Origin of the sequence: Halosimplex carlsbadense 2-9-1, assembly GCF_000337455.1 — an archaeon.
Lineage (GTDB): Archaea > Halobacteriota > Halobacteria > Halobacteriales > Haloarculaceae > Halosimplex > Halosimplex carlsbadense.
The window spans coordinates 153765-166108 of sequence record NZ_AOIU01000013.1; the positions used below are offsets into that span (position 1 = coordinate 153765).

At 63.4% G+C, this 12344-nt stretch carries 8 protein-coding genes and 3 pseudogenes; 5 read left to right on the forward strand and 6 right to left on the reverse strand.

The window, feature by feature from the left end; all coding sequences use genetic code 11:
• Positions 1-99: 99 nt before the first annotated feature.
• Positions 100-1104 (reverse strand): ABC transporter permease, encoded by a 1005-nt coding sequence (locus C475_RS06375; RefSeq protein ID WP_006882970.1) that lies wholly within the window; start codon positions 1102-1104, stop codon positions 100-102.
• Between the two features lie 247 nt (positions 1105-1351).
• On the opposite strand from C475_RS06375, the gene C475_RS06380 reads away from it, so the two are divergent.
• Positions 1352-2107, forward strand: a complete 756-nt coding sequence (locus C475_RS06380; RefSeq protein WP_006882971.1) for a glutamine amidotransferase — start codon at positions 1352-1354, stop codon at positions 2105-2107.
• Positions 2108-2247: 140 nt separating this feature from the next.
• On the opposite strand, the gene C475_RS06385 is transcribed toward C475_RS06380, so the two are convergent.
• Entirely contained in the window at positions 2248-3423 is a 1176-nt protein-coding gene (locus C475_RS06385; RefSeq protein ID WP_049930204.1) for a mandelate racemase family protein, read from the reverse strand.
• A gap of 451 nt (positions 3424-3874) precedes the next feature.
• Between C475_RS06385 and C475_RS06390 the strand changes: the two genes are divergently transcribed.
• On the forward strand, positions 3875-4654 hold the full coding sequence (locus tag C475_RS06390) for an IclR family transcriptional regulator (protein WP_006882973.1): 780 nt from the start codon (positions 3875-3877) through the stop codon (positions 4652-4654).
• A gap of 281 nt (positions 4655-4935) precedes the next feature.
• Positions 4936-5225: pseudogene (locus C475_RS22265) on the forward strand (IS6 family transposase); the annotation flags it as partial.
• Between the two features lie 87 nt (positions 5226-5312).
• On the opposite strand, the pseudogene C475_RS22270 reads toward C475_RS22265, so the two are convergent.
• Positions 5313-6294, reverse strand: a pseudogene (locus C475_RS22270) (IS630 family transposase); the annotation flags it as partial.
• 335 nt (positions 6295-6629) lie between these two features.
• Between C475_RS22270 and C475_RS24860 the strand changes: the two are divergent.
• Both C475_RS24860 and C475_RS06405 read left to right on the forward strand, forming a co-directional pair.
• Positions 6630-9602, forward strand: coding sequence for a PAS domain S-box protein (locus C475_RS24860; protein ID WP_049930206.1), 2973 nt, complete (start codon positions 6630-6632; stop codon positions 9600-9602).
• 238 nt (positions 9603-9840) lie between these two features.
• Positions 9841-10314: pseudogene (locus tag C475_RS06405) on the forward strand (cytochrome d ubiquinol oxidase subunit II); the annotation flags it as partial.
• 175 nt (positions 10315-10489) lie between these two features.
• Here C475_RS06405 and C475_RS06410 read toward each other — a convergent pair.
• From C475_RS06410 to C475_RS06420, 3 genes are all read right to left on the reverse strand, one after another.
• Entirely contained in the window at positions 10490-10768 is a 279-nt protein-coding gene (locus C475_RS06410; RefSeq protein WP_006882977.1) for a DUF7521 family protein, read from the reverse strand.
• Complete coding sequence (locus C475_RS06415) at positions 10765-11142, reverse strand: winged helix-turn-helix domain-containing protein (RefSeq protein WP_006882978.1); 378 nt, start codon at positions 11140-11142, stop codon at positions 10765-10767. Before C475_RS06415 ends, C475_RS06410 begins: the two co-directional genes overlap by 4 nt.
• A 137-nt stretch (positions 11143-11279) precedes the next feature.
• Positions 11280-12248, reverse strand: coding sequence for a transcription initiation factor IIB (locus C475_RS06420; protein ID WP_006882979.1), 969 nt, complete (start codon positions 12246-12248; stop codon positions 11280-11282).
• Between the last annotated feature and the right edge of the window lie 96 nt (positions 12249-12344).

Here is a 12344-nt window from a genome sequence, read left to right on the forward strand (position 1 = left end):
TCGACCGCCGAGAGCCCGGCGACCGTGCCAGAGGGTCGGTACGACGGAACCGAACAGCGTTTTGCGGTAGAAGAGCCTCCCGCGTTCGGACCGTCCGTCTCAGACCTGAAGCTTCGCTTTACGGTACTTTTCGATCCCGGTGTACAGCAGGATGGCGCCGAGCAGGATGAGCCCGTTCGTCATTCGGATGAGCGTCGGCTGGACCTGCAGCATCACCAGGCCGGCCTCGATGGTGCCGAGCAACAGGACGCCGCCGAGAGCACCGAGGATGTTCCCGCGTCCACCGAAGATACTGATGCCCCCGATGATGGCTGCCGCGAACGCGGGGAACATCTGGTTCTCCCCCAGCGACGGCGTCGCTGCGCCCAGGAAGCCGGTGAACAGCAGGCCGGCGAGGCCACTGAAGATCCCCGAGAGCACGTAGACCGAGAGGATGACTCGCTTAGTGTTGATACCCGCTTCGCGAGAGGCCTGTTCGTTACCGCCGACCGCGTAGATGGAGAGACCGAACGGCTGGTACTTCAGGACGAACCCGATCAGAGCGAACGCGGCGAACAGGATCAAGACGGCGAACGGAACGCCGGGGACGAGGTCGCCGCCCCCCACGAAGAGGTACGACTCCGGGAGTTCGGTGATCGGATACGTGGACGCCGCGATCGTGGCGCCCCGGAAGATGATGAAGAACGCGAGCGTCTGCAGGAAGGGGTTCACTCCGAGATACGCGACGGAGATGCCGTTCATGAGCCCGATGGTTCCGCCGACGAGGAGTATCACGGCGATTCCGACGATCCCGGGCGCACCGGGGAACCACTGCGTCATGAACAGCCCGGTGATCATCGCGGAGAAGCCCGCGATGGACCCGACCGACAGGTCGAAGTGTCCGCTCAACAGACAGATCGACTCGCCGAGCGCCAGCATCCCGAGTGCTGCGCTCGAGAGGAGGAGAAATCGAATGTTCCCCGAAGTGAAAAAGGACTCCGGGAGGAGGAACGCGAAGGCGACGAACGTCGCTATCAGGATGGGCCACACCAGGTTGTCGAGGAAGAGCAGGACCAGGTCGTCGTTGTCTCTGTCTTCGCCGACCACCTTGTCGACGACGGACATTACGAGCCCCCTCCGGGATGACTCGGCTCCACTGGATGCGCTATTGACACTGAGCTGCGATGGCACGTCATGAGTACACTGACGATGCGAACGAAGGGTATAAAAACATTTTCGACATCCGGATGAAAGCTTTCACCACCCGGCCCGGTTCCGGACCTTCGCGTTCGACTCCAGCGTAGCCCCGAGACTCCAGAAAATGGGACCACGGGCCGAAAGAATTAAATTTCCCAGTGCAATCGCCATCTGTATGGGTACAATTAGCGCACTGCTAGTCGGCGAGTCCTGGCAGACGATCGAGTTCCACGTGAAGGGGTTCGACCTGTTCTCCAGTTCGAGTTACACCGAAGCCATCGACTACCTCCAAGCCGCACTGACGTCGGACGGCATCGACACGACGTACCAGCCGTGTCACGTCGCCGCCTCGTCGTTCCCGGAGACGGCTGCGGAGCTGGGGGAGTACGACGTGGTCGTCCTGAGCGATATCGGATACAACACGCTCGCGATCCCCCCAGAGACGTTCGGCGACGGCGCGCGGCGGCCCGACCGGCTCCGGTTGATCGACGAGTTCGTCCGCGACGGTGGCGGGCTGTTGATGATCGGTGGCTACCTCTCCTTCCAGGGGATCAACGGTCGAGCCAACTACGCGGGGACGCCCGTCGAAGACGCCCTCCCAGTCGCTATGCAACGAACCGACGACCGGGTCGAGCGATCCGACGGCGTCTATCCGGAGGTGGTCGACCCCGACCACCCGGTCCTCGCGAACATCCGGGACGACTGGCCGGACTTCCTCGGTTACAATCGGTTCGAAGCCGACGACGACGCTCGTGAACTCGTTCGCATCGAGGAGGACCCGTTCCTGGTGGTCGGCGACCACGGGTCCGGTCGGTCGGCGGCGTTCGCCAGCGACTGCGCGCCACACTGGGGCCCGATGGAGTTCGTCGAGTGGGAGAGTTACCCGACGCTGTGGGCGGATCTCGTCCGCTGGCTCGCTAACGACCGCTGATCGGGCCGTCGGTACCACGGGCGGCTAGTTGACATTCTCCTGTATGCCGAAAGGATAGACGGTTCTCCGGCGGCCCGAAGCGTATAGACAAGGTCGGGAGAGCGGAACTGGTGGCCTGACAGCACCGGGCCCGCTGGCGGTTACTCGTAGACGTGGAGACTACCGGTCTGGTTCTCTTCGATATAGTCCCAGTCGTAGTCGACGCCGAGACCGGGGCCGTCGGGAACCGAGACGGTGCCATCGTCGTCGACGGTATCGATCATGTCGGAGTAGCCACCCTCGTACACCGGCGGCTGGGTGTTCGGACAGTCCGGATGCACGAGTGCGAGCTCGTAGTAGTTCGCGTTTCGAGCGGCGGCGATGCAGTGACGCTGGGCCGGCCCCGGCGCGTGAAACTCGACGTCGATACCGAAGCCTTCGGCGATACGGGCCCGTTTCATCGCACCGGTGATCCCACCGTCGTATTCGGGGTCGGCACGCATGAAGTCCGTCGCCTCGTTGGCGATGAAATCCGTAGCGGGCTCCAGACCCCGGACGTGCTCGGTCTGGAGGATAGGAGTGTCGAGTTGCTGGCGGAGCTTCCGGTGGGCGTGCTGGGAGATGCCGCCGTCGCGGTAGGGGTCCTCGTACCAGAAGAACCCCTGTTCGTCGAGCGCGCGGCCGAGTTTCAGCGCGTCGGCGAACGTCTCCAGTTCGCAGGCCGGGTCGTGCATGAGGTCCATCTCGTCGCCGACCCGTTCGCCGACGGCGTGTACCGCCTCGATCTCGCGGTCGAGGTCTCGCAACTCGTCGCCGCCACCCCAGCCGTGGATCTTGAACCCCCCGTACCCCATCTCCAGACACGCTTCGGCGAAGTCGGCGAACGCCTCCGGCGAGTCGAGACCGCCCTCGTCGTCACCGTGATAGGTCGAGGCGTACGCCGGGATTCGCTCCCGGTACGTGCCGAGCAGTTCGTGGATCGGCGCGTCGTAGTACTTCCCCGCGAAGTCCCAGAGGGCGATGTCGATCGGTCCGATCCCCATCCGGTCGTACTTGCGAAGGGCACGCTTGGCCTCGCTCCAGAGCTTTTCGCGCTTGAGCGGGTTCTTTCCGACCAGATAGTCGGCGAACGTGTTGATCTGCGCCGCGCCCGGCGAGTTCCCACCGACGTACTCGCCGGTGATCCCTTCGTCGGTGTGGATCTTGATCCCGAAGAGCTTCCGTTCCGTCGTCGAACCGGGTTCGTACACGAGGTTGAATCCATTACCGTCGACGCCGACGTCCGGGAGCGGATAACTGAATTCGACACTCTCTATTTTGACGATCTCTGGGCTCACACCACCATTGTCCCAGTAACAGTATATAACTCCTCGGGTTCACTCGACTTCTGACAGAGCGATCTCGTGAGGTATGTAGGGCTCGGGGCCACCGACCGCCTGCGCGTATCGACGCGAGAAACGAGCTACGCCCTACAGCGACAGCCGTACCAAATATTCGGACAGAATCGATAGATGATTGCTAACCACACTCACGATCGTGGAGGGACGGCCCCCTTCAAAACACCCGTACGAGATATCGGGACAGACGTAGTTCGTCATTAGGGGCCGTCTACGTCTTCGACTCGCCCGATCCCGCTTTGCGCAACCAGTCAGACGGAGACGTTGCACCTCAGGTCAGCTACGAGCCGACCCGCAGATGGTCCCGTGCGTACTCTCGAGAGGTACGGAATATCGGAACGGACGTGCCAGCACCCAACATATATATGTCTCCGTCCGAATCCGTGAGGTAATGACTGATGACACCTCGCAGGACGGCGGAACACAGTCTCTCGCGGTCATGAAGCGAGCGTTCGAAATACTGGAACACCTTACCGACGTGGAATCGACGGGTGTAACCGAGCTGGCGAACGAACTGGACATCCCGAAGACCACGGCCCATTCCTACCTCAAGACCCTCGAAAATATGGGGTACGCGATCAACGAAGACGGACGGTACCGACTTTCGCTTCGGATCCTCTGGCACGCGGGGCAACTCCGACACTCGTTCACCCTCTATCAGGTCGGCCGCTCTCAGGTCGACAGGCTCGCCCGTGAGACGGGTGAAGCCGTGAACCTCGGCGTCCCGGAGAGCGGGGAGCGGGTCATCATCTACGGCGCCGAGGGGGAGAACGCGATCTGGGACGACGTGCCGATCGGGTCGCGGACGCCCCTCAATCTCACTGCTATCGGGAAAGCGATCCTGTCACACTGGTCGGAGTCCCGACTCCGGTCGTTCCTGGACGAACAGGCCCTCGGCGAGGCGACGGAACACTCGTTGAGCGACGAGGAACGGGTCGTGGCCGAACTCGAGGAGACCCGTGAACGGGGGTACTCCATCGAAGACGAGGAACACATCGTCGGCGTCCGAGCGTTCGGAATGCCGATCAAACAGAGCGACGGCACCGTCATCGGGGCAATGTCTATCACGGGACCGACGTCTCGATTGTCTCAGACGGAGACGGAGGAACGACTGGTAAACGAACTGCGCGAGACGGTCAATATCATCGAGCTCCGACACGAACAGTACTGACCCCCCGTCCGACTTCGACCGGCGCCGACGCGGTCGAGGCGACCGTCGACGGTTGCCCGACGGTTACGACCCGGATAGAAATTACAGTCATAGTTTCGTTATGACAGGGGATTACACTTGTAATACTGTAATTTACTTGTATGGCAAACGTCCCTGTCCGCACTCGATCAACCGTCTGTCGGGGTAATCGGTCGTATGTAGGTAAGCGTGAACCGTGGGGCGGTGTGGTTTCTTGATGCCGATACCAGAGATCGGGCGCCTCGGAAAAACGTGGAAACTGAATGGATCTGGAGTTTCTGGGGCGCGAGCGGACACCCGAGTCGGCGATAGCACTGGATATTCGATCGCACGTTTCGGGCTCTCGCTATCGAATACCGTCGAACTACTCGACCGACTGGGTGTCGGTCGGAGTCGCAAAGCGGTCCACGATTGGCTTCAGAAAGCCGACCTACAGCCCGAATCCGGTCACCCTCCGAATTAGATCGCGCTCGACAGATCAGTGACCCGGACGCACGACCAGCAATTCTGGTTGTATGCGGGTTCGGACCTACAACCCAACGACCTGCTTCACCGAACGCCGACGGTCGTCCCAGCCGCCCTCGTACGATTCGTTCCCACTGCCCTTCCAGTTCGGATAGCCGCCACCGAAAGCCGTTAGAAATGATTGCTCAACTTGGGGACACTGATCGAGAACAGTCTCGATCGCCGCCGTGAGTTCGTCGAGTGAATCGACGAGCTAGTTTTCAGACCGTCTTACTGTTCTTTTCGACACTTTCAGGTAGGATCGGGCCCCGGTGAGTACGCAGAGAGCGTGACGAAGGAAGACTTCTCATGGAACGACATGTCCGTGACGGCCGGTACCTGGAAATACGACGCAGTATCAAGTAAACGAGAAAATATTTTCTGAACTCAAATCATAATTGGATTCTGAAATGTTTCGCGTAATCGATGGTGGCGTATTCACGAACCGTGGAAGCGTTCGCCGTCTTCGGTGAGTGCGCCGAGAAGACGCGTCCAACAGCGTTGGCGAGATCGTTTGGCGGGGCCCCGTACCACAGGGAACCCAAGCGGTACGCGCCTCGACCTGCGCAGATTTCTCGTTTGATCGATGCGGACTATTTCGGCGTCCACCTCCACTCGCCCCGTTCGAGCGCGTCGTGGAACTGTTTTGGATCAGATCCATCAGCTTCAGCGACGTTGTCGTGATACTTTTGATAGGTCAAGCCAGCTTCCTTCAGCAGCCGCCGACAACTGGGATAGGAGTACTCGACGCCGTAGGTGTCTTCGAGAAACTCCTGGACGAGCGCCGGCGTCCACGCCGGCGCGTCGATCCCGGCTTCTTCGGGCGGTTGATGGACGGTTCGTTCGAACTCTTCCTGCTGAGATTCCGAGAGCTTCCGATTCCTCCCGGATCGATGAGCATCAGAGACGGCTTGCGCAAGTGGTTCGTCCGTATCGAGTCGCATGAGCCAGCTGTAGATCGTTCGTCGCCCGGTGTCGTGCCACTCTGCGAGTTCGGTCTGTGTCACGCCGTTCTTGTACGCGATCGCCGCCAACAACCGCTGTGTCGGCTTGTTTCCATCGACGTTGTCGAGGGCGTCTTGAAGTTCGTCGACGGAAATTTCGTCCAGGTGGTCCATCGATCGCGTCGATACTTTGTGTGCAGAAAATTCTAACGGTATCCGAGGCAGATACAACCGGATTCGGGAGCGTCGAAATATTCCCAGAGCCGAGTCCCTCACAGCAGTGCGTTCACTCGAAGCCACTCGGCCGCACCCGGATCTAAAAAGTAGCCCCTTGGGGAGTCCGTCTTCGGTTCCCCTGTCCGGGCCGAATCCAGGGTCTATCTCTCCCAGAGAGTGGTAGACTCGATATCACAAGCGAGCGGTAGAGCGGGGTAGGCCACGAGGATCCCGGATCTCGACGCTGGGAATTGCCCCAAACACCTTTTTAGTCTCTCGAGAGTGCTCGTACTATGTCTCACTTCGGGGCGTCCCGCGCTGGCGATTCGAAGGACGCCCGGATCCGCGTGCTTCACGTCGACGACGAGCCGGACTTCGCCGATATGGCTGCGACGTTCGTCGAACGCGAGGACGAGCGGTTCGTCGTCGAGACGGCGGCGAGTGCCAGTGAGGGGTTGGAACGACTCGCCGACGAGCCGTTCGACTGTATCGTCTCCGATTACGAGATGCCGGGACGAGACGGGATCGCGCTCCTCGAAGCTATCCGTGCGGAGTACCCGGAACTGCCGTTCATTCTCTACACCGGGAAGGGGAGCGAGGAGGTGGCGAGCGAGGCGATCTCGGCCGGTGTGACCGATTACCTGCAGAAGGCGACCGGCACCAGCCAGTACGCGGTCCTAGCGAATCGCATCGCGAACGCCGTCGAGCAGTATCGGTCGAAGCGCGAACTCGAAGCGAGTCGCGAGCGACTGTCGCTGTTTTTCCACCAGTCACCGCTCGGAGTCATCGAGTGGAACGAGGACGGCGAGGTCGCCCGCGTCAACGAGAAAGCCGAGAAGATCCTCGGGTACGCCGAGGCCGACCTGGTCGGCGACTCCTGGGAGACGATAGTTCCCGAGTCCGACCGCGAACAGGTTGCGGCCGTCGTTTCGAGCCTGTTAGCGGCCGATGACGGCTACCACAGCATCAACGGGAACGTCCGCGAGGACGGCGAGCGGATCGTCTGTGAGTGGCACAACCGAGTCGTCACCGACGACTCCGGAGAGACGGTCGCGATCTTCTCACAGTTCCGGGATATCACGGACCGGAAAGGAGGTCAAGCGGACGGCGAACTCGAGACTCGGGCGATGAACGAAGCACCGGTCGGCATCACGATCGCGGACCCTACCCGTGACGATAACCCGATCGTGTACGCCAACGAGCGGTTCGAACAGCTCACGGGCTACGACGAAGCCGAGGTTCTCGGTCGGAACTGTCGGTTCCTGCAGGGAGCGGACACTGCTGGTGAGCCGGTGGCGGCGATGCGGTCGGCGATCGACGCCGGCGAACCGGTCACTGTCGAACTGCGGAACTATCGAAAGGACGGAACCGAGTTCTGGAATCGCGTCTCGATCGCCCCCGTTCGGTCTGCCGAGGGTACGATCACGAACTACGTCGGGTTTCAGCGGGACGTGACCGCCGAGAACGAACGCGAGCGCCGACTCGAACGGAACGAGCGGCGCTACCGGGCCGTGTTCAACGACCCGAACATCCTCGTCGGGTTACTCGACACCGACGGGACAGTCCTCGATATCAACGACACCGCGATGGAGTACGTGGCTGGCACGCGCGAGTCGGTCACCGGCCAGCCGTTCTGGGCGACGCCGTGGTTCGACCACTCCGAGGCCGTCCAGCGAGACGTCAGAGAATGGGTCGAGCGCGCGGTAGACGGGGAGTACGTCGAGTTCGAGGCGGATCTCGTGCGTTCGAACGGTGTGCCTTACACGGTCGAGGGCGTCTTCAGACCGGTGACGGACGACGACGGCGAGGTCGTCTCGCTGCTCGTCTCCGACCGTGACGTCACGGAACGCAAAGCGCGCGAGCGCGAACTCCAGCAGTACGAGTCGTATCTCGAGGGGTCGTCGGACATCATCACGGTTCTCGACGAGTCCGGCACGGTCACGTACCAGAGTCCCGCGGTCGAGCGGATTCTGGGGTACGACGCGGACGCACTCGTCGGGCAACACGGGTTCGACTACGTCCACCCGGACGACGAGGAGCGGACGTTCGAGGCGTTCGCCGACCTCGTCGCCGAGCCGGAGTCGACGGTGACCGTCGAGTGCCGGTTCAGGACTGCCGACGACGAGTGGCGCTGGCTCGAGATCCGAGGGCGGAATCGGCTCGACCACGACGCGATCGAGGGGGTCGTGACGAACAACCGGGACATCACCGAGCGGATAGCGCGCGAGCGGGAACTCGAAGCGACGAACGCGTTGCTGTCGACGCTCGTTGAGACGCTTCCCGTCGGGATCCTCGTCGAAGACGAGTCACGGAACGTCCTGACGGTCAACGAACGGCTGCTCGAACTGTTCGACGGCCCCACGTTCCCGGAGCCGGTGACCGGGGCAGACTGCGAGCAGCTGGCCGCGGATCTCGGCGAGACGTTCGTCGAATCGGAGCGGTTCGTGGCGCGGATCGCCGACCTCGTGGGCCGACGCGAATCCGTTCGCGACGAAGAGCTGTCGCTGCGGGACGGCCGCACGTTCGCTCGCAGTTACGAGCCGATCGAGCTCACGGACGGCGTCGGCCATCTGTGGGTGTATCGCGACATCACAGACCGGAGAGACCGCGAGCAGGCGCTCACGCGGGAACGAGACCGACTCGACGAGTTCGCCAGCGTCGTCAGTCACGACCTCCGCAACCCGCTGAACGTCGCCCAGGGTCGGCTGGAGTTCGTTCGCGAGGAGTGCGATAGCGACCACATCGAGACGATCGCCACTGCGTTGCATCGGATCGAGCGTATCACTGCGGACGTGCTCTGGCTGGCCCGCGGCGGGCGAGATATCGGGGCACTGCATGCTGTCGTACTCGAAGCCGCCGTCGACGGCTCGTGGGAACTCGTGGCCGACGACGCGGCCCGCGCCGAGTTACGGTACGCGAGCGACGACGGTCCGCTACCGACGATCGAGGCGGACGACGACCGACTGTATCAACTGCTGGAAAACCTCCTCAGAAACGCGCTCGAACACGGCGGCGAGGACGTGGTCGTCACTGTCGGCGCGCTCGAAGACGGCTTCTATATCGAAGACGACGGGCCTGGCATCCCCGAGGCCGAACGTGCGGACGTGTTCGACGCGGGGTACTCGACGAAGGAAGCGGGCACCGGCTTCGGACTGAGCATCGTCGAGCAGATCGCCGACGCACACGGGTGGGAGATACGCGTCACTGAGAGTGTAGAAGGCGGCGCACGCTTCGAGATCACGGGTGTCGAATTCGCCGTGGAGTAGCTCGGTTCTCTCAGGACCGTCCGAGCAATTGTCGTGGAATGCAAAGGAGAGTCGGCGTGCTGTTCGCCGAACTCGCGCTGGAAGTGTCTGTCGTCGCCATCGAAAGCCAGCGCGAGGCGTCGTTGTCAGCTACCCACCTCTCAGAGGGTGACAAAATACACGTCGTCGCGGATACCGACTCCGAGGACTCGGACCGGAGCTCCGCGAACAGCGGGACGACGAACGGTGGCAACGGTACTATGACTACTCGTTCGTCGGTGGGTGCCTTCTCGTACCGCTGCTGTTCGGGACGCTCGCCGGCCGCTGGTTGTTCGACGTGGCGACGCTGTCGCTGCCGGCGCTGCTGACCGGCGTCGGTCTGGTCGCGGTCTCGGTCGTCACGGGCGCGGCGTTCCTAGGGGCAAAGAGCGAGCCGACTGTCGCGTCGGACCTGCGTCGGTACGGGGTCGCCGCGACGCTGGCGTACCTGGCTGTGGTGGTCGGTCTGCTGGGAACCGTCGTGCTGACCGACGCCGGCGGCGCCGCCGACACGATCCGCTCGGTGCCCGCGGCAGCGGTCGTCCTCCTGTCGGTCGTCGCGGGGTTGGGCGGGAGCGCGCTGGCCGGACGCGGCGAGTACCGCGCCTGCTGGCGAGTACGCTGGCGCTTCCAGCGCTGTTGCGTGCTCGTCGCACTTCTGCTGTATCCGATGGCCACCCGCCGTCCGGGCTGACTGTCAGGGCGGCGGTCGTCTCGCCGCTGACGCTGAATCTGGTGACCGTGCTCGGACTTCCCGTCCTCTTGCTGGTGCTGTGGTATTTTAAGCTCCCCTACGGCGTGTTTAGCGCCCCGATCGAACGTGAGGGCTACGGGGAGGACCCACTGGCCGTGAAGGGGTCGATCGGGAATTATCGCTGCATGTACAGCGAGTACATGATGATCGCCAGCCCGACCGCGAGGAAGACGCTGTTGAGGAGGACCCCGGTCTCGAACGGGACGCCGAAGAACTGGTTCGCGGCCCCGGAGACGAGCGCGCCGAGCGTGATCACGCCGAAGCCGGCGCCGAGCGCCCGCAGCGACGGGTCGCCCGCCCGACGGTAGGCGCGATAGGCGATGACCGTGATGGCGCCGCCCAGCAGGAGGACGACGGATTTGACGACGGCGATGGCGACCGCCACCTCGTTCATAGCTCGTCCCCCATCGCGGACCAGATGTCCGCGAGCCGTTCGTCGGCGCTCCGGGAGGGGCGGTCGACGGCGACCGAGAAGGAGTCGTCGTCCTCGATGGCGATCAGCACGTTGTCGAAATCGCGGGCGTACGTCGTCGTCCGCCCGCCTTCCGGATGGATGGTATCGCGCTCGCGGAGGAGAGCCGCCGAACCGAGGCGGTCGAGCTTGCGGTACAGCGTCGATTTCGGGATGTCACAGGCGTCGATGAGTTCGGTCGCGGTCATGGGTTCGGCGGTCTCCTGGAGGATCGCTCGACAGTCGGGATCGTTCAGCGCTTCGAGCACGGCCGTCAGCGAGGTGTCGTCCGGCGCCGGCGCTGACTCCTCCGCCATTAGTAGTAGTTGTGGACGCGATTGGATATGCTATCCGGTTGCATGCGAGTTCGGGTCGCGGGCTCGTCGAGCGCCGTTCGCGGCCGGCCGGTCGAGCGTGCGTCCGCGTCGTCCCGGTCGACCGCGCCGTCGACGACTCATCCCTCGCGGTCGGCGTACACGTCGAGCAGCTCCTGGTATCGGTCGCGGATCGTCACCCGGCTCACGTCCGCGACGTCGCTCACGTCCGCCTGGGTGAGCGATTCGTTCACCAGCGTCGCCGCGGCGTAGACGGCCGCCGCGGCCAGGCCGGCCGGGCTCTTGCCGCTGTGGCGGTTGGCCCGTTTCGCGACCGCGAGCAGCTCGCCGGCTCGCCGTTCGGCCTCGTCGCTGAGGTCGAGGGCGGACGCGAACTGCGGGACGTACTTGGCCGGGTCCTCCGGCTCGATGGCGAGCCCGAGCTCGGTCTTGAGATAGCGATACGCCCGCTCGATGCGTTTCTGGGACACCCGACAGACGTCCGCGAACTCGGTCACCCGTCGGGGCGCCCCGTGCTGTCGCGTGGCCGCGTAGAGGGACGCCGTCGCCATCCCCTCGATGGAGCGGCCGGGGAGCAGTCCCTCCTCGACGGCCCGCCGATAGAGGACGCCGGCGGTTTCGCGAACCGAATCGGGGAGGGCGAGCGCCGAGGCCATGCGGTCGATCTCGCCGAACGCCTGTTTGAGGTTGCGCTCCTGGGCATCTTTCGTCCGGAACCGTTCGTCCCAGGTGCGCAATCGCTCCATCCGCGTCCGTTGGCGGTCCGAGAGGGGCGACCCGTAGGCATCCTCGTTCTGCCAGCCGATGTTCGTGCTGAGCCCCTTGTCGTGCATGAGCTCGGTCATCGGTGCGCCGACCCGGCTCTTCTGCTCCCGGCCGTCGCCGCCGAAGTCGCGCCACTCGGGACCGCGGTCGATCTCGTCGGTCTCGACGACGAGTCCACACGCGTCACAGGTCGCTTCGCCGCTGGCCTCGTCGCGGGTGACCCGCCCGTCGCACTCCGGACACGACGCCTCGGCGGTCGACTCGTCGCGCGCCGCCGAGCGGCGCGTCCGTTCGGGGTCGGACTCGAATCTCGTCTGTGTCATTGTGGGGGACTCCAGGAACGGGACTGCGGTCTGTGTTCCCAGGTACCACCAATATCGGGGGTTTACAAAATGAGGATGCGGCGGCGTCCCAGCGAC